This window comes from Dokdonella sp., assembly GCF_036518555.1.
Classification (GTDB): Bacteria; Pseudomonadota; Gammaproteobacteria; order Xanthomonadales; family Rhodanobacteraceae; genus Dokdonella_A.
The window spans coordinates 1-17,634 of the sequence record NZ_DATDMY010000110.1 but is presented as its reverse complement, the minus strand read 5'-3'; the positions used below and the strand labels follow the sequence as shown (position 1 = coordinate 17,634).

Sequence of the window (17,634 nt, the reverse complement as noted above, 5' to 3'; positions counted from 1 at the left end):
AGGGCGCGCCCGCTAGCCAGTTCGAGAACCACGTGCGTGCCGTGCTCGGCCTGCCGCTCGGCGATACGAGCGCGCTCGGCGTCAACGTGATGCTGAATTGGGTCGGCGAACTGCCGCCCGCGAACCCGGTACTGGCCGAGCCGCGCGCGCACTGGCACGACTACGGCAAGAGCCCGCGGCCAGGGCGCAAGGTCGGGCACGCGACCTTCTGCGCGAACGATGCCGCCGGGATGCGCGAGCGGCTCCTGCGCATCGGTGCCGCGCTCGGGCGCGAGGCGCAGGTCGCACCGGTCATCGCGGCGCTCGACTGACCCGCCGCCGCCGCGCGGGCGCCGACCGACGATCCTTGTCGCCGCGATATTGCTCTCGCCGTCGGCGACGGCGCGCGTGCGCCGGGCGGACGCCGCATCGCGCGGCGCGATCCGCAAACGAAAAAGCCGCTCGACGAGCGGCTTTTTCGCGGCGGTGTCGACGGCGTCAGGCCATCTGGCTCGCGACGAAGTCCCAGTTCACGAGATTCCAGAATGCTTCGACGTACTTCGGACGCGCGTTGCGGTAGTCGATGTAGTACGCGTGCTCCCACACGTCGCACGTGAGAAGCGGGCGATCCGCGCCCGTGATCGGCGTCCCCGCGTTCGACGTGCTCGCGAGCGCGAGGCTGCCGTCCGGACGCTGCACGAGCCAGCCCCAGCCGGAGCCGAACGTGCCGACGCTGGTCTTGGTGAACTCGTCCTTGAATTGCGTGAAGCCGCCGAACGCCTTGGCGATCGCATCGGCGAGGCGCCCGCTCGGCTCGCCGCCGCCATTCGGCTTCAGGCAGTTCCAGTAGAACGTGTGGTTCCAGACCTGCGCGGCATTGTTGAACATGCCGCCGGACGCCTTGCGGATGATCTCCTCGAGCGAGAGGTTCTCGAACTCGGTGCCCTTGATCTGGTTGTTGAGGTTGGTGACGTAGGTCTGGTGGTGCTTGCCATAGTGATAGTCGATGGTCTCCGCCGAGATGTGCGGGGCCAGCGCGTCACGCGCCCACGGAAGCGGGGGCAGTTCGATCGCCATGGGTACACTCCTTGCCGATGGGGTAGGGTCGTCCAGTCTAGCAGGATGTGCCTCGCCGCCGGATCGCGGCGAGGCCGGCGCCGTGGTGCGTGCCGCAGGCAGGCGTGTCGAAGGCGACCGCCCTGGAGCGCGCGGATCGACGCGCGAAACGCGGTGGTACCATAGTCGATTGTGCGCAGCGTGCGCCGACGATCAAGAAGGCCAGCCATGGACATCATCGAACGCATCAAGGGCACCCTCGCCGATCATCCGATCGTGCTGTTCATGAAGGGGACGCCGCAATTCCCGATGTGCGGCTTCTCGAGCCGCACGGCGCAGGCGCTCAAGGCGGTCGGTGCCGATTTCCATTCGATCAACGTCCTCGAGGATCCGGAAGTCCGCGCGAACCTGCCGCGATACTCGAACTGGCCGACCTTCCCGCAGCTGTTCATTCACGGCGAACTCATCGGCGGCTGCGACATCACGCTGGAACTGTACGAGTCGGGCGAGCTCGAGCGCCTCGTGCAGGACGCGCGGAAGGCCTGAAGTGCTCGCTCCAGTGCAACGCGCGGCCGGCACCTGCGTGCCGGCGGCCGACTCGCTGCGCGGGCGCGTCGTGCTCGTCACGGGCGCGACCGGCGGCCTCGGCCGCGCGAGTGCGCTCGCGGCGTCGGCAGCGGGGGCGACCGTCGTGCTGCTCGGGCGCAAGGTGCGGCCGCTCGAAATGCTGTACGACGAGATCGAGCATCTCGGCGGCGCGATTCCGGCGCTGTATCCGATGGATCTCGCCGGTGCGACGCCTAAGGATCATGCCGACCTCGCCGCGGCGGTCGAACGCGAATGCGGCCGTCTCGACGGCATCGTGCACGCGGCCGCGCACTTCGACACGCTGCAACCGTTCGAGCAGCAGGCGCCGGAGGAGTGGCATCGCAACCTGCAGGTCAACCTGACCGCGCCGTTCCTGCTCACGCAAGCGTGCATGCCGTTGCTGCGACGCGCCGACGATGCCGCGATCGTGTTCGTGTTCGACGACCCCGCGCGGGTCGGCAACGCGTACTGGGGCGGCTACGGCGTGTCCAAGTGCGCGCTGCAGGGCCTCGCGTCGATCGTGCACGAGGAAACCGAGAGTTCAGCCGTGCGCGCGCACGCGCTGCTGCCGGGGCCGATGCGCACGACGTTGCGCCGCGCGGCGTACTATGGCGAGGACACGCTGGCGCAACCCGATCCCGCCGCGGCCGCGCAGGCGGTCGCCTGGCTGCTCGGCGCCGACGCGATCGGCGTGCGCGGCAAGGTGCTCGATCTGCGTTAGCCGCGTGGAGATTCAAAAGCCTGAAATCTTTCCGCTTCCGCCTTGATTTTTCGTGAACCGCACGCGTTCCAGGGGAGCCCGATGGAAAGTTCGATGAGCACGGTCTCGGCGGGCCTGCTGCTGTTCCTCATCATGGACCCGCTCGGCAACATCCCGCTGTTCCTCGCGTTGCTGCGCAACGTACGGCCGGAGCGGCGGCGACTCGTGCTCGTGCGCGAGATGGTCATCGCGCTGGTGGTGCTGTTCGTGTTCCTGTTCGGCGGCCAGTACCTGCTGCACATCCTGCAGCTCAAGCAGGAGTCGGTCGGCATCGCGGGCGGCATCGTGCTGTTCCTGATCGGCGTGCGCATGATCTTCCCGCCCAGGGAAGGCGGCGTGTTCGGGGACAGCGAAGGCGAGCCGTTCATCGTGCCCATGGCGATCCCCGGCGTCGCCGGGCCCTCCGCGATGGCGGCGGTGATGCTGCTCGCGAACAGCAATCCGGGACGCACGGTCGACTGGAGCGTCGCGCTGTTCGTCGCGTGGCTCGCGACCGCGATCATCCTGCTGTCGTCGACCTATCTGTATCGCTGGCTTGGCACGAGCGTGCTGACCGCGATCGAGCGCCTGATGGGCATGTTGCTCGTCGCGTTGTCGGTGCAGATGTTCCTCGACGGCGTCGTCGCCTACCTGCATCCGCTGCGCTGAGCGCCCGGCGCCCCCGCCGCCCGGCAGCGCCGTCCACGCGCCTGTAACACGCGCGCGCTAGCGTGCGGGCGGCTTCGGGGGATGCGCCTTGATCAGCGTCGAACGCAGTTTCTACGAAAAATTTCCGCGCCTCGCCGAGGGGCGCGCTCGCGCGCTCGCGCAGCCGGTGGTGGCGCTGTTGCGACGCATCGCGTGCGAGGAACGCATCAATGCGATCCTCGGGCAGGCGGCATCGCTGCGCGGCTTCGCGTTCGTCGAGCACGTGCTCGAACACCTCAAGGTCAGCTACAGCATCGCCAACACCGATCGTGAGAACATCCCGGTGGAGGGGCGCGCCGTCATCGTCGCCAACCACCCGCTCGGCGCGCTCGACGCGCTCGCGCTGATTCATCTGGTCGGCTCGGTCCGGCGCGACGTCAAGGTGCTCGCCAACGACGTCCTCATGCAGTTCGACGCGCTGTCGTCGCTGCTGCTGCCGTTGCCGGTTTTCGGAGCGGGCAGTGCGCTCGGCGGTGCGCGCGCGGCCTATCGCGCGCTCGAACGCGACGAGGCGCTCGTCGTGTTCCCCTCCGGCGAGGTGTCGCGCATGGGCGCGCAGGGGGTGCGCGATTCGGCCTGGTCGGCGGGCTTTGCGCGACTCGCGATGAAGACCGGTTCACCGGTGCTGCCGGTGCACATCACCGCGCAGAATTCGCCGATGTTCTACGGCGTGTCGATGCTCGCCAAGCCGCTCGCCGCGCTCATGCTCGCGCGCGAGATCTTCACGGCCGAACGCGCACGCATCGGCTTCCAGGTCGGCGAGATCGTGCCGGAGGGCGCGTTGCGCGCGGCGTCGGGGCAGCCGGACCGGATCGCGCGGCAGATGCGCCGCCACGTCTACCGCCTCGCGCGGCGCCGGCCGACGGTGTTCCCGACCTCCACCGCGATCGCGCATCCGGAATCGCCGCTCGCGGTGCGTCGCGCGCTGCGTGCGGCGGAACCGCTCGGCCACACGTTCGACGGCAAGCAGATCCTGCTGCTCGAGGCCGACCCCGACTGCGCCGCGCTGCGCGAGATCGGCCGGTTGCGCGAACTCGCGTTCCGCCGCGTCGGCGAAGGCACGGGCGCGCGCCGCGACCTCGATCGCTACGACGCGCACTATCGCCACCTCGTGCTGTGGGACGAGCACGCACTCGCGATCGTCGGTGCCTACCGCCTCGGCGAGGCGGGGGCCATCCTGCGCGAGCGCGGCCTCGATGGGCTCTATTCGGCGAGCCTGTTCGACTATGCCCCGGAAGCGCGGACCTTCCTCGACCAAGCGGTCGAGCTCGGCCGCAGTTTCGTCCAGCCGGCATACTGGGGATCGCGCAGCCTCGACTACCTGTGGCAGGGAATCGGCGCCTACCTGCGCGGCCGGCCGCACCTGCGCTACCTGCTCGGCCCGGTCAGCCTCAGTGCGGCGTTGCCGTTCGAAGCGCGCGAATGGATCGTGCACTACCACCGGCACTACTTCGGCGCGGGCGAATCGCTGGCGCGGGCTCGTAACCCGTTCGTCATCTCGGCGCACGTGGAGGCGGCAGCTACCGCAGCATGGGCCGGGCGACCGATCGAGGAGGGGATCGGCGTGTTGCGCGCCCGACTCGCGGCGCTCGACGCACCGCTGCCGGTGCTGTACCGGCAGTATGCGGATTTGTGCGAGGCCGACGGCGTGCGGTTCCTCGACTTCGGCGTCGACCCCGCGTTCGGCGGATGCGTCGACGGCCTCGTCCGGCTGGACTTGGGGCGGTTGCGTCCGGCCAAGCGGGCGCGCTACCTCGAGCCTGCCTCGCGCCGGAGCGAGCGGCCGGCCGCTTGACTCGATGTTACAAATCCGTCATCGAACCCTGTTAAACTAGAGTTAAGGATGCGCGACCGTATGGCCAGCGGGTCCTGGCCGTTCAGGGACGGTCCATACAAGAAACGCTCAGCCGCTACCGCAAGCGCCCCCGCAACGGGACGCGCGATGCGGCTTTTGTGTCCGACATTTCGCACGTTACGAGGGAAAGGCAGCAATGAACAAGCAACTTCGCATGCGGCTCCTGCCGTGGGTGATCGGTTCGCTCTTCGCGGCGTCGAGCGCCTTCGCGCAGAACACGTCGTCGTCGATCAGCGGTCGCATCGTCGACGCGGCCGGCAAGCCGGTCGCCGGCGCGACGGTCGAAATCATCCACGTGCCGTCGGGCACCTCGCGCACCGTCGTCGCCGACGAGAACGGCCGCTACAACGCGCAGGGCCTGCGCGTCGGCGGTCCGTTCGAAGTGAAGGCGTCTGGCGACCACGGCGAAAGCGCCGATCAGCCGGACGTCTACCTCAAGCTCGCCGAGGAAACCACCCTCAACCTGACCGTGAACGCCGCCGCGTCGCAGACGCTCGAAGGCGTCACGGTCACCGCGATCGCGCCGGGCGCGACGTTCCAGGCCGACAACAAGGGCCTCAGCAGCAACGTCTCGCAGCGCGAGCTCAAGGTCATCCCGAACCCGAGCCGTTCGATCCAGGACATCGCGCGCACCGATCCGCACATCACGATCACCAACGTCGCGCGCGGCGAAATCTCCGCGCTCGGCCAGAACAGCCGCTACAACAACATCACGATCGACGGCGTGCCGACCAACGATTCGTTCGGCCTCGAGCCGAACGGGCTGCCGTCGCTGAACCAGCCGCTGTCGTTCGACGCGATCGAGGAATACAACATCTCGACCGCGAACTACGACGTCACCAACAAGCGCGCGGTCGGCGCCAACATCAACATCGTGACGAAGGCCGGCACCAACGAGTTCCACGGCGACGCCTACTACGCGTACACGAACGCGAAGGACCTCACGAGCGACGAGCCGAACGACTTCAAGGGCTACAACGCGAAGAAGACCTACGGCGCGACGCTCGGCGGCCCGATCATCAAGGACACGCTGTTCTTCTTCCTGAGCTACGAAGAGTCCAAGACGCTCGCTCCGGGCCCGACCTTCGGTCCGATCGGCTCCGGCGCGACCAATACGGTCAACATCACGCAGGAGCAGATCGACCGCATCACGCAGATCGCGAGCGACTACGGCATGACGCCCGGCAATCTGTCGGCGTCGGATGCGAACCAGGACAACAAGCTCTACCTCGCCAAGCTCGACTGGAACATCGCCGACGGCCACCGCGCGAGCTTCCGCTACAACAAGACCAAGAGCGACCAGCCGATCATCCAGACGTTCAACGCGAACACGTTGAGCCTCTCGAGCTACTCGTACGTGCAGAACCGCAACCTCGAGAGCTACGTGCTGAACCTGTACGACGACTGGAACGACACGTTCTCGACCGAAGCGTCGGTGTCGTACGGCAAGTACGACGCGGTTTCCAAGACGCTCGCCGACCAGCCGCAGGTCCAGGTCTGCATCGATGGCTGCGCGTCGAACAAGCCGTCGGTGTTCCTCGGCACCGACCAGTTCCGCCACTACAACGTGCTCGGCGTGAAGACGTACAACGCGTTCTTCGCCGGCAACTGGTTCCTCGGCGACCACACCGTCAAGGCCGGCTTCGATTTCCAGCGCGACAAGTTCTTCAACCTGTTCGGGCGCACCGAGTTCGGCGCGTACCAGTTCTCCTCGATCGACGATTTCGAAGCGGGCAACTGGGCGACCTACAACCTGTATCGTCCGACCAACGGCGACATCAACAGCGTCGCCGCGCAGTGGGAACTCGACCAGTGGGGCCTGTTCGCGCAGGACGTCTGGCAGGTCACCCCGCAGCTGTCGCTGCAGTACGGCCTGCGCTGGGACATCCCGAAGACGGGCGACAAGCCGCCGTACAACGCGTCGTTCCAGCAAGCGTTCGGTTACTCGAACCAGGGCACGATCGACGGCAACAGCGTGTTCGAGCCGCGCGCGTCGTTCAACTACACGTTCGACACCGAGTACAAGACCCAGCTGCGCGGCGGCATGGGCATCAGCGAAGGCATGACGCCGGGCGTGTGGCTGAGCAACCCGTACTCGAACAACGGCCTCAGCGTGCAGACGTTCTTCGGCTCGAACGGCTCGGGCTTCATCGCCGATCCGTACCACCAGGTGCCGCCGAACACGGCGCCCAGCGCGCAGCAGACCGTCGACACCGTCGACAAGAACTTCCAGCTGCCGACCGTGCTCAAGGCAAGCCTCGCATTCGACCGCGAGCTGCCGTGGTGGGGCCTCGTCGCGACCGCGGAATTCGCCCACGTCGGCGTGCGCCACGGCCTGTGGTACCAGGAAATCAACCTCGGCCCGGGCAACGGCACGCTGCCGGACGGCCGCATCAGCTACTGGCGCAACACCGACCCGGCGGCATGGGCGGGCGGCACGACGCCGAGCGGCTACTCGGGCCTGCAGCGCTACGGCAGCAACCCCGCCTTCGGTGGCGCGTCGACGTACCTGACCAACACCGGCAAGGGCGAATCGAACTCGCTGACGCTGTCGTTGCAGACGCCGTTCAAGGAAGAGGGCTTCTCCGGCGGCACGAGCCTGACGATCGGCCGCGCGACCGAAGTGAACCCGGGCACGTCGAGCCAGGCGTCGAGCAACTTCAGCGGCCGCGCGACGTACAACCCGAACGAGGCGATCGCCTACCGCTCGAACTACGACGTGAAGGCGCGCATCCTCGGCACGCTGACCTGGCAGCACAAGTTCTTCGGTGACTACATCACGAGCGTGTCCGCGTTCTACGACGGCCACAGCGGCCAGCCGTACAGCTTCGTCTACGGCAACGACGCGAACGGCGACGGCATCGCGAACAACGACCTGCTGTTCGTGCCGAAGCCGGGCCAGGTGCAGTTCGTCAACGGTACGTCGCAGGCCGCGATCGACGAGTTCTACGCGTTCATCAAGGGTAACGACTACCTGCGCAACCACCAGGGTGGCGTGACCGGCCAGAACGGCGCGACCTCGCCGTGGATCAACCAGATCAACCTGAGCTTCCGCCAGGAAGTCCCGGGCATCTTCAAGGACCACAAGGGCGAGCTGCGCTTCGACATCTTCAACTTCGGCAACATGCTGAACAAGAAGTGGGGCCAGATCTACGACGTGCCGTTCGCGAGCGCCGGCGGCTTCACCCGCGGCATCGCCAACTTCCGCGGCATCGATCCGGCGACGGGCCAGTACATCTACTCGCTGCCGACGACGAGCGACGGCCATTTCAACGCGCCGCAGTTCGTCAAGGAAGACGCGGTCGCGCAGTCGCGCTGGTCGGTGCTCGTGACCCTGCGCTACACGTTCTGATCCACGCTGCACCGCTGCATCGGACGGCCGGCGCCTCGCGCCGGCCGTTCGCTTTTTCCGGGCATCCGCTTGACCGCGGCATCGCGCGGTGGCATTGCTAGCGATTCATGAAGAAAACCGAGGAAGCACGACGCATGGAGCCTGTCCCGACCCCGTCCGCGACGTTCAGCGCACGCATCTCGCCGGTCGCCGGTCTCGACGTCCTGTCCCGCCAGGAGGTCGCGCGCCTGCGTGATGCCGGCGCGGGCGGCCTGCACGAGCTGCTGCGCCGCTGCGCGCTGGCGGTACTGACCCAGGGCAGCGGCAGTGACGATGCGCGCGCGCTGCTCGACCGCTATCCCGATTTCGACGTGCAGATCCTGCAGCAGGACCGCGGCGTCAAGCTCGAACTTGCCCACGCGCCGGCTGAAGCGTTCGTCGACGGCCATCTCATCCACGGCGTGAACGAGCTGCTGTTCGCGGTCGTGCGCGATATCGTCTATGTCGCCAACCAGATCGAAGCGGGTGCGTTCGACCTCGAGACATCGCCGGGCATCACGCACGCGGTGTTCGAGATCCTGCGCAACGCGCGCGTGCTGCGGCCGAACACCGACCCGAACCTCGTCGTCTGCTGGGGCGGCCATTCGATCGGGCGAAACGAGTATCTCTACACCAAGAAGGTCGGCTACGAGCTCGGCCTGCGCGCCTACGACATCTGCACGGGCTGCGGCCCCGGCGCGATGAAGGGGCCGATGAAGGGCGCGACGATCGCGCACGCGAAGCAGCGCCGGCACAGCAATCGCTACATCGGGATCACCGAGCCGGGCATCATCGCTGCCGAGTCGCCGAATCCGATCGTCAACAACCTCGTGATCATGCCGGACATCGAGAAGCGGCTCGAGGCGTTCGTGCGCGTCGGCCACGCGATCATCGTGTTTCCGGGCGGCGTCGGTACCGCCGAGGAGATCCTCTACCTGCTCGGCATCCTGCTGCACCCGGACAACGCGCCATTGCCGTTCCCGCTCGTGTTCACCGGGCCGGCCGAATCGGCGGCCTACTTCGAGCAGATCGACCGCTTCCTGCGCCTGTCGCTCGGCGACGACGTCGCGCAGCACTACTCCATCGTCGTCGACGACCCGGCCGAGGTCGCGAGGCAGATCCGCAAGGGCATCGAGCGCGTGCGCCTGTTCCGCCTCAACAACCAGGACGCGTTCTTCTTCAACTGGGCGCTGCACATCGAGCGGGAGTTCCAGGTCCCGTTCCAGCCGACGCACGCCGCGATGGCCGGCCTCAACCTGCACCGCGACCAGCCGCCGCACCGCCTCGCCGCGGACCTGCGCCGCGCGTTCTCCGGCATCGTCGCCGGCAACGTCAAGGAGGGCGGCATGCGCGCGATCGAGCAGTACGGCCCATTCGAGATCCACGGCGACCGCGACATCATGCAGGCACTCGATGCGCTGCTCGCGAGCTTCGTCGTGCAGCAGCGCATGAAGCTGCCCGGCTCGCGCTACGTGCCGTGCTACCGCGTCCTCACCGACTGACGTCGCGCCGTCGCCCCGCTCGAAAGCGGGTATCAAAGCCTGAAACACGAAGGACACGAAGGACACGAAGAAGAGCGAAAAGCAAATGGAGTTTTTAACACGCAACGAAGGCGCACGTGGAGTTTGCCTTCATGCGTTCCGTGTTCGGAGCTTCAACCTTTCCCTGCCTTCCTTCGTGTTCTTCGTGTCCTTCGTGTTTCAATCTTTCCGCTTTGAAGCCACAGGCCCCGGCGAAGGTCCTCAGCCCGGGGGCTTCGCGGCGGTCGAGGTGACGCCCGCGACGACCTGGCTGCGCGAGGCGATCTGCACTTTCCTGCCTTCGGCGAGTCGCTCGGCGCCGCGCACGACGACGAGGTCGCCCGCGGCGAGCGCGCCATCGACTTCGGTGAGTTCGCCGTCGCTGGCGCCCGCGCGCACGGCCACCTTCTCGCTCGTGCCATCGGTGCCGATGCGCATGACGTAGCTGCCGTCGGCGCGCACGACGAGCGCGTCGCGCGGCACCGCCATCGCGCGCACGGGCGTGCGCTCGGGCAGGGCGACTTCGATCGCGCTGCCGACCAGCGGCTGCGCGTCGAGCAGGGCGAGGCGGAGCTCGAACTGGCGCGAGCGCTCCTCCCCGACGGGGACGACCGCGCGCACGCGTGCCTTCGACGTCGCCTCGCCGATGCGGACCGGCAATTCCATGTCCGCCTTCAGCATTTCGGCCAATGCGAGCGGCGCCTGCACGCGCGCCTCGAGTCGCGTGGTATCGACGAGGTGGGCGATCGCGGCGCCGGTGGCGACGAACTCGCCGCGCTGCGCGAGGCGCTCGGTGACGACGCCCGGGAACGGCGCGCGCACCTCGGTCTGCTCGAGTTCGTATTGGGCCGTGCGAACGCGCGCCTCGGCCTGGCGCAGCTGTGCGCTGTACTGCTCGACCTGCGCGCGGGCTTCGTCGACCTGGTTGGCGGCGATGCTGCGATTCTCGGCGAGGCGCTCGTAGCGTTCGCTCTGGCGCATCGCGAGCGCGCGCTGCGCCTTGATGCGCTCGACCTCGCTGCGCGCGTCCTCGAGATGCAGGCGGATCGCCTCGTCCTCGAGCTTGGCGACGCGCTCCCCCGCCTTGATGCGCGTGCCGACTTCGGCGACGTATTCGAGGCGGCCGGCTGCGCTCGTCGCGAGCTTGGCGTCGTCGCGACTGACGACGCTGCCGGGCACCCAGCGGCGCGGCGCGATCTCCGCCATGCCCGCCTTGGCGACCTCGACGATCGCCGCGGGCGCGGCGGGCGCCTGTGCTGCGGCGAGGGCGGGCAGGGCGAATGCGAGCCCGAGCAGGACGCGGCACGTTCGGTGATGGCGATGCATGGTGACCTCCAGTCGTATGCGGCAGTCAGGTGGGATCGGCGTGTTCAGGCGGCGCGCGCGACCGCAGGCCGCTGCTCGCCCGACGGCGTCGGCGCCGGCAGCGCGTCCTGCCTGCGCTCGCGCGTGGTCAGGCGCATGAGGCTCGGCAGCAGCAGCAGCGAGAACACCATCGCGACGACGACGCCGCCGACGTTGACCGCGGCGAGGCCGCGATAGATCACGCTGCCCGGCCCGGGATTGACCGCCATCGGCAGCGCGCCGAGCGCACCGGTGAGTGTGCTGGCGAGGATCGCGCGCAGGCGCTGGTTGAGCGCGAGGCGGATCGATTCCTCGAGCGTATGGCCGTGGTTCTGCGCATCGCGCGTGCGGTCGACGAGAAGGATCGCATGATTGACGATGACGCCGACCATCATGATGAAACCGATCATCGTCAGCAGGTCGAGCGGCTGGAACGCGACCGCGCCGAGCACGCGCAGTCCGAGCACGCCGCCGACGAGCGCGACCGGCACCGTGAGCACGACCACGAGCGCGTCGCGCAGCGAGCGGAACATCGCCGCCATGAGCAGGAACAGCACGAGCAGCGCGAGCACGAAGTTCTTCGCCATCGTCGACACGGTCGCTTCGAGGCGGTCGGCACTGCCGGCGAGGCGGATGTTCGCATCCGCAGGCAGCTTCGCGCGCAGCGCGGGCACGACGTCGTTCTGGATCGTCTTCAGCGCGTCCTCGAGCGACAGCGTCTGCGGAGGATCCATCGTCAGGGTGACCGTACGGCGATGGTCGAGGCGACGGATCTGGTTCGGGCCGAGCGCGGTCTCGAGCTTGATCACGTCGCCGAGCGGGACGACCTGGCCGTTCGGCGTGACCAGCGGCGCCTCGGCGAGCGACTCCGGCGTCTCGCGTCGATCGGCGCGCAGGATGATCGGCAGGCGCGTCTGGCCGTCGAAGTATTCGCCGAGCCAGGCGCCGTCGCCGAGCGCGCGCACGATGGTGCCGAGCGATGCGCGATCCCAGCCCGCCTCGGCGATGCGGCGATCGTCGGGGATCGCATGCAGTTCGAGCGTGGTCTGGTCGGTCGCCGGGTTCGCCTGCACGTTGGCGCCCGGGAACTTCTGCTCGAGCAGCTTGCGACCTTCCTCGGCGACGCGGTTGAGCGTCTCCGCGTCGTCGCTCTGCAGGTGGATCGCGACCGAGCGCGCCGAGCCGCCGACGCCGCCGAAGAGTTCGCCTTCGGTCGCGAACGCGCGCGTGTCGGGAAAGCCGACCGTGATCTCGTCGCGCATGATGCGCTCGAGGTCGCCGATGCGCTTCTCGTCGACGACGCGCGCGCCGATCGTGCCGCCGCCCGGCCAGAGCCAGATGTAGTAGTTCTTCAGCGCGGGCTGCTTCTCGCCTTTCATGTACGGCTTCAGGCGTTCGATCAGGGTATCGCCGATCTCGCGGTTCACCTTCTCCGGGCTCATGCCGGGCGGGAAGCTGAAGAACGCGTCGATCGCGGCGCGCTTCACCGGCGGCAGGTAATCGAGCTTGGGCAGGAAGTACCAGCTCGCGAACAACGGCAGCACGAGCAGGCCGAACACCCAGCCGAGCTGCTTCGGTCGCGTGTTGGTCCAGCGCAGGATGCGTTCGGTCAGCGCGGGCCAGCCGTCGCCGTAGCCGGATTTGAGCTTCTTCGCCTTGAGCGCGCCGGCTGCGGCGGGCAGCATGGTGATCGCAACGACGATCGACAGTGCGACCGCGATCGAAATCGTGAGCGCGAGGTCGGCGAAGATCTGCCCCTCGACGTCGCGCAGGAACAGCACGGGCAGGAATACCGCGATCGTCGTGATCGTCGACGCGACGAGCGCGGGCACGACCTGCGCGGTACCTTCGCGCGCGGCCTCGAGCGGCGTCATGCCCGCCTCCTTGAGGCGGATGATGTTGCCCGAAACGACGATCGCGCCCTCGACCACCATGCCGACCGCGAACGCGAGGCCGGCGAGCGAAATCACGTTGAGGCTGCGGCCGCCGAGGTCGAGCGCGCCGAACGTCGCGAGCAGGCAGATCGGGATCGCGCTCGCGATGAGCACGGTCGCGCGCCAGTCGCGCATGAACCACCATACGCACAGCAGCGCGAGCAGCGCGCCGACGATGAGGTTCTCGGTGAGCAGGTTCACCGCGCGGTGGATGAACAACGCGGAGTCGAAGCTCTGCTCGATGCCGAGCCCGCGCGCCTTGAGCGGCCCGTCGCGCAGCTCGGCGACGACCTTCTTGACCTGTTCGAGCGTGCCGAGCACGTTCGCGCCCGGCGCGCGCAGCACCTGCAGGCCGATCGCCGGGTTGCCGTTCTGGTAGACGAAGAACTGCTGTTCGGGCGGCTTGCGTTCGACCGTGGCGACGTCGCCGAGCTTGATCGGACGGCCGTCGCGCCAGGCGAGCACGAGTTCGCCGAGCTGCTCGGGCGTGTAGCGGCCGGTGAAGCGCAGCTGGTACTGGCGCCGGCCGACTTCGACCTGGCCGCCGGAGACGTCGTTGGCGGCCGCCGCCTTGCGCGCGATGTCGGTGATCGGAATGCCCATCGCGGCCGCCTTCGCGAGGTCGACCGTGATGCGCACGTCGTCGGGCGGGCCCGCATTGACGTTGACCGAGGCGACGCCGGGCACGGCCTCGATGCGCGGGCGGATCACGTCCTCGATGTAGCGGCGGTAGCTCTCGATCGGCCCCTGCGTGCCGGGCAGCAGCTGGACGAAGAACCACGACAGCGAGTCGTTCGAGTCGTTGCCACCGCCGCCGATCTGGATGACCGGTCGGTCGGCGTCCTGCGGCAGCGGCCGCATGCGGTTGATGCGGCCGATCACGTCGACGAGCGCGGCGCGCATGTCGGTGCCGATCGCGAACTCGAGGTTGATGAACGCGCCGCCGTTGTTGGCGTTGCCCTCGATCTGCTCGACGCCGGCGAGGCCTTGCAGCACCTGCTCCTCGGGCTCGAGCAGCTGCGCCTCGACTTCCTCGGGCGACGCCGCGCGCCAGTTCGTGAAGATCGTGATGTTCGGCCGGTCGATGTCCGGGAACAGCTGCAGCGGCAGCTTGGCGAGGCTCATGCCGCCGAACAGGCAGACGAGCAGGACGGCGACGCAGACCGCGATGGGATTGCGGATCGACGCTTGGATCAGGCGCATGGCAGGTCTCCCGGCTCGACGCCAGCGTGCGCCGCCGTCGCCGGGAATGGATGCGCCAGGAGTAACAAGGGTTGCGTCGATTGCGACGAACGGTGGCCCGGCTACGGCGAGGCGTGCGACGGCACCGAGGGAAACGCCTTCCCTGCGCCAGGCCGTCGCCGGGGGCGGACGGCGCGGATGGACTCGCCGCCCCACGGGCAGGGGACGGCGTGAGATGACCGCAGCCACGATCGTCGTCGTCGGCACGTTCCGCCCGCCGCGAAGCGGTGTTCGGCGACGGTTCCGCGCGCGTGCGAAGCGTCACGCGAAGGGCGCGCGCGTGATCCGCCGAGCCCGGCGAGGTCTGACGCGGGGGAGCGGTCGCCCGTGCCCGGGTGCCGCCGACTCAGTGCAGCAGGCGCACCTTGTCCTTGTAGCTGCGCGACAGCTTGAGCTGCTGGCCCGAGTCGAGGATGAGGAAATACTCGCCGTTGAGGTGCGCGCGCAACTCCTTGACGCGCCCGACGTTGACGATCGTCGAGCGATGGATGCGCTGGAAGCGGCGCGGATCGAGCCGCCCCTCGAGTTCGCGCATCGTCGCGCGCAGTACGTGGGTATCCTTGCCGGTGTGCACGCACATGTAGTCGCCGGCCGCGTCGATCCACAGGATCTCCTCGAGCGGCACGCGCAGGATGCGCCCGGCGTCGCGGATCGAGAGGCGTTCCTCGACCGGCTGCGCCATGCGGTCGGCGTCGACGAGCGCCTGGTCGAGCGTGAGGTCCGGTCGTCCCGACACGTTGCCGAGCAGGCGCAACAGGCGCGCGCAATGGTCGTCGGATTCGCGCGCGGCGAGCGCACGCCGCACGCGCTCGACCGCGGCATCGAGGCGGGCGTCCTCGATCGGCTTGAGCAGGTAGTCGATCGCGTTCGCGTCGAACGCCTGCAGCGCGTACTGGTCGTAGGCGGTCACGAACACGGTCAGTGGCAGCTGCGCGAGCGGCACCGCGCGCAGCAGTTCGAAGCCGTCGACGCCGGGCATCTGCACGTCGAGGAACATCAGAGCGGGCAGGTGCTCGGAGATCGCGAAGAACGCTTCGCGGCCGTTCGAGGCTTCGCCGACGATCTCGATGTCGGGGTGGCGTGCGAGCCGCAACGCGATGCCGCGGCGCGCGAGGGGTTCGTCGTCGACGATCAGGGTACGGATGCTCATCGGGTGCGGGTTTCGCTGGCGGTTTCGAACGGGAACTGCAGGCGCACTTCGGTGCCCTGCGGCTGCAGGCGCACGATCTCGAAGTGCTGGCGATCGCCGTACAGCACGCGCAGGCGCTCGCGCGTATTGGTGAGGCCGACCCCCTGGCCGTCGGCGCGCTCGGGCCGGTAGCTGAGGCTGCCGGGGCCGTTGTCGCGCAGCACGATGTCGAGCACGCCGCCGTCGACGACGCGCGCGATGATCTCGATGCGGCCGCCTTCCTCACGCTTGGAGATGCCGAACTTGACGGCATTCTCGATCAGCGGCTGAAGGATCAGGCTCGGCACGAGGCCATCGCCGGCCGGTGGGGTGACGAGGATGCCGACCTTGAGGCGGTCGCCGAAGCGGACCTGCTCGATCGCGAGATAGCGCTGGATCGAGCCGATCTCCTGGTCCAGCGAGACCTTCTGCTCGGGGTCGCTGTCGAGCGAGTAGCGCAGGAAGCCGGACAGGGCGCCCACCATGCCGTTCGCCTGCTCGCTGCGGCCGTCGAGCACGAGCGTCGAGATCGCGTTGAGCGTGTTGAACAGGAAATGCGGGTTGAGCTGGTAGCGCAGCATGCGCAGCTGCGCCTGGTGCGCCATCGCGGTCGCCTGCAGCGCGGTCTCCTTCTCGTGCTGCAGCTGGCGCGCGAGCTTGATGCCGACATACGCGCCGGTCCAGGCGACGAGCAGCTGGAGCCAGCCGAAGAAGTAGGAAAGATAACCGAGCCAGCTCTTCGGTGGCTTGCATTCGACGCACATCGTCGACACCGCGAGCCACCAGGCGTAGCCACCGACGATCGAGGCGACAACGAGCGCGCCGATGCCCCAGCGCACGCGCTGCGCCGGCGGATGCGACCAGGTGCCCTTGAGCACGGCGCGGATGCCGAGCGTGAGGAGGAAACCGCAGAGCGCGTCGTAGGCGTTGAGCCGCCACATGTCGAGCGGCCGCCCGTAGCCGATCTCGGACAGGAAACTCTCGATCCCATAGGCGGTCCACGCCCCGGTCTGCAGCAACCAGAACTGGCGCTGGCGGTTCATCATCGACGTGACATGCGGCGGCCCCGACCCATGGCGGGATCATAGGATGATTCGGCCGCACGCAGTCGCCGCTCGGCGCGGCGCGGCCACCGTTCGCCTCGGCGCAGCCCGTTACTGCGGCGCCGCGAGGCGTGATCGCGCCGACCTCGCGCGCGGACTCGCCACGCGGACGTTGCAGGCCCGAAAAAACGAAGGGGCCGCATCGCTGCGGCCCCTTGCGTAACATGACTGGCGCCCGAAGTTGGACTCGAACCAACGACCCCCTGATTAACAGTCAAGTGCTCTAACCAGCTGAGCTATTCGGGCGAGCCGCGTATTCTGGGTCGTGCCCGGACGCCCGTCAAGCCTCAGGGGGCGGCCGCGAGGCAGGCCGCGGCGGCCGCGGGCGTCGCCCGGCCGTGTCGCACGCGCCCGCTCGGGCCGACCACGATCGTCGATGCGTCGTCGGCCTGTGCGGCGCGGTCGCAGACGGTCAGCGTGACGTTCGTTCCGGCGGCGCTGCCGTCGGGGCGATAGTCGATGCGCATTCGCCCGGCCGTGGCAAGGATGCCGACGCCTGCATCGCGCGCCTGATTCGTCGCGATGACGGGCTCGCCGGCGGCGTGGTGGCCATCGTGATCGGAGTCCGCGAACACGAGCCAGCCCGGGTGCCAGCGCGTGGTCGGCTCGCAGTCGTCGAAGTCGCGGCTCGGGCAAGCGACCACGTGCAGGTTGCGGCTGGCCGCGGCGAGGCGCGCCTGGTTCAGCGAGAACTCGAGGTCGCTGCGCGCGGTCTGGCTGCGCGTGCGCCCGATCAGGCGGCCGAATGCGGGCAGGGCGATCGTCACGAGCGTGGCGACGATCGCGAGCGTGACGACGAGTTCGACGAGCGTGTGTCCGCGCGTCCGGCCGGGTGCGTCCAGCATGCGAGCCTCCTTTGTCGAGAGGTATCCATGCTCGCGGCGCGCGCTTGCGTCGACGATGGCCGCCCTCATGTCTCGACCGTAGGAAATCCGCGTGCCGCCCGGCGCGAATGTCGCGATGCCCTGCGCCCCTATACTTCGTCCCTGCGTGGAGGTCGCGATGATCGAACGTTTCCAGCTCGTGTC

Annotated in this window: 12 protein-coding genes, 1 tRNA gene and 1 pseudogene; 7 read left to right on the top strand and 7 right to left on the bottom strand. The window is 68.4% G+C overall.

What is annotated here, in order from left to right; all coding sequences use genetic code 11:
- Positions 1 to 311: pseudogene (locus VI238_RS06740) on the top strand (5-(carboxyamino)imidazole ribonucleotide synthase); the annotation flags it as partial.
- A 166-nt stretch (positions 312 to 477) separates the two neighbouring features.
- Here VI238_RS06740 and sodB read toward each other — a convergent pair.
- The gene (gene sodB / locus VI238_RS06735; RefSeq protein ID WP_331649758.1) at positions 478 to 1,056 is read right to left on the bottom strand and encodes a superoxide dismutase [Fe]; all 579 of its coding nucleotides are present in this window, start codon (positions 1,054 to 1,056) and stop codon (positions 478 to 480) included.
- Positions 1,057 to 1,263: 207 nt separating this feature from the next.
- On the opposite strand from sodB, the gene grxD reads away from it, so the two are divergent.
- From grxD to ppnN, 6 genes are all read left to right on the top strand, one after another.
- Complete coding sequence (grxD, locus tag VI238_RS06730) at positions 1,264 to 1,581, top strand: Grx4 family monothiol glutaredoxin (RefSeq protein ID WP_331649756.1); 318 nt, start codon at positions 1,264 to 1,266, stop codon at positions 1,579 to 1,581.
- 1 nt (position 1,582) lies between these two features.
- The gene (locus VI238_RS06725) at positions 1,583 to 2,344 is read left to right on the top strand and encodes an SDR family NAD(P)-dependent oxidoreductase (RefSeq protein WP_331649754.1); all 762 of its coding nucleotides are present in this window, start codon (positions 1,583 to 1,585) and stop codon (positions 2,342 to 2,344) included.
- A 93-nt stretch (positions 2,345 to 2,437) separates the two neighbouring features.
- Positions 2,438 to 3,031: a YhgN family NAAT transporter gene (locus tag VI238_RS06720; RefSeq protein ID WP_331649752.1), complete on the top strand. Its 594-nt coding sequence runs from the start codon at positions 2,438 to 2,440 to the stop codon at positions 3,029 to 3,031.
- 88 nt (positions 3,032 to 3,119) lie between these two features.
- Positions 3,120 to 4,865 carry a lysophospholipid acyltransferase family protein gene (locus tag VI238_RS06715; protein ID WP_331649750.1) on the top strand — a complete coding sequence of 582 codons (1,746 nt, stop codon included), beginning with the start codon at positions 3,120 to 3,122 and terminating at the stop codon, positions 4,863 to 4,865.
- A 196-nt stretch (positions 4,866 to 5,061) separates the two neighbouring features.
- Positions 5,062 to 8,277 (top strand): TonB-dependent receptor, encoded by a 3,216-nt coding sequence (locus VI238_RS06710; RefSeq protein ID WP_331649748.1) that lies wholly within the window; start codon positions 5,062 to 5,064, stop codon positions 8,275 to 8,277.
- A 107-nt stretch (positions 8,278 to 8,384) separates the two neighbouring features.
- Entirely contained in the window at positions 8,385 to 9,797 is a 1,413-nt protein-coding gene (ppnN, locus tag VI238_RS06705) for a nucleotide 5'-monophosphate nucleosidase PpnN (RefSeq protein ID WP_414650033.1), read from the top strand.
- 240 nt (positions 9,798 to 10,037) lie between these two features.
- Here the strand turns inward: ppnN and VI238_RS06700 are convergent, their stop codons facing one another.
- From VI238_RS06700 to VI238_RS06675, 6 genes are all read right to left on the bottom strand, one after another.
- On the bottom strand, positions 10,038 to 11,141 hold the full coding sequence (locus tag VI238_RS06700) for an efflux RND transporter periplasmic adaptor subunit (protein ID WP_331649744.1): 1,104 nt from the start codon (positions 11,139 to 11,141) through the stop codon (positions 10,038 to 10,040).
- A gap of 44 nt (positions 11,142 to 11,185) precedes the next feature.
- Positions 11,186 to 14,296 (bottom strand): efflux RND transporter permease subunit, encoded by a 3,111-nt coding sequence (locus tag VI238_RS06695; protein ID WP_331649742.1) that lies wholly within the window; start codon positions 14,294 to 14,296, stop codon positions 11,186 to 11,188.
- Between the two features lie 385 nt (positions 14,297 to 14,681).
- Positions 14,682 to 15,485: a LytTR family DNA-binding domain-containing protein gene (locus tag VI238_RS06690; protein WP_331649740.1), complete on the bottom strand. Its 804-nt coding sequence runs from the start codon at positions 15,483 to 15,485 to the stop codon at positions 14,682 to 14,684.
- Positions 15,482 to 16,549 (bottom strand): sensor histidine kinase, encoded by a 1,068-nt coding sequence (locus tag VI238_RS06685; protein WP_331649738.1) that lies wholly within the window; start codon positions 16,547 to 16,549, stop codon positions 15,482 to 15,484. Before VI238_RS06685 ends, VI238_RS06690 begins: the two co-directional genes overlap by 4 nt.
- A 226-nt stretch (positions 16,550 to 16,775) precedes the next feature.
- Positions 16,776 to 16,852 (bottom strand) — tRNA-Asn (locus VI238_RS06680).
- A gap of 41 nt (positions 16,853 to 16,893) precedes the next feature.
- Positions 16,894 to 17,451, bottom strand: a complete 558-nt coding sequence (locus VI238_RS06675) for a GspH/FimT family pseudopilin (protein WP_331649736.1) — start codon at positions 17,449 to 17,451, stop codon at positions 16,894 to 16,896.
- Between the last annotated feature and the right edge of the window lie 183 nt (positions 17,452 to 17,634).

What these genes read in the sequence shown, in the direction of transcription:
- sodB (WP_331649758.1), bottom strand. Translation starts at nt 1,056, where the DNA reads ATGGCGATCGAACTGCCCCCGCTTCCGTGGGCGCGTGACGCGCTGGCC.
- VI238_RS06700 (WP_331649744.1), bottom strand. Translation starts at nt 11,141, where the DNA reads ATGCATCGCCATCACCGAACGTGCCGCGTCCTGCTCGGGCTCGCATTC.
- VI238_RS06695 (WP_331649742.1), bottom strand. Translation starts at nt 14,296, where the DNA reads ATGCGCCTGATCCAAGCGTCGATCCGCAATCCCATCGCGGTCTGCGTC.
- VI238_RS06710 (WP_331649748.1), top strand. Translation starts at nt 5,062, where the DNA reads ATGAACAAGCAACTTCGCATGCGGCTCCTGCCGTGGGTGATCGGTTCG.
- VI238_RS06690 (WP_331649740.1), bottom strand. Translation starts at nt 15,485, where the DNA reads ATGAGCATCCGTACCCTGATCGTCGACGACGAACCCCTCGCGCGCCGC.
- grxD (WP_331649756.1), top strand. Translation starts at nt 1,264, where the DNA reads ATGGACATCATCGAACGCATCAAGGGCACCCTCGCCGATCATCCGATC.
- VI238_RS06720 (WP_331649752.1), top strand. Translation starts at nt 2,438, where the DNA reads ATGAGCACGGTCTCGGCGGGCCTGCTGCTGTTCCTCATCATGGACCCG.
- VI238_RS06685 (WP_331649738.1), bottom strand. Translation starts at nt 16,549, where the DNA reads ATGATGAACCGCCAGCGCCAGTTCTGGTTGCTGCAGACCGGGGCGTGG.
- VI238_RS06675 (WP_331649736.1), bottom strand. Translation starts at nt 17,451, where the DNA reads ATGCTGGACGCACCCGGCCGGACGCGCGGACACACGCTCGTCGAACTC.
- ppnN (WP_414650033.1), top strand. Translation starts at nt 8,385, where the DNA reads ATGAAGAAAACCGAGGAAGCACGACGCATGGAGCCTGTCCCGACCCCG.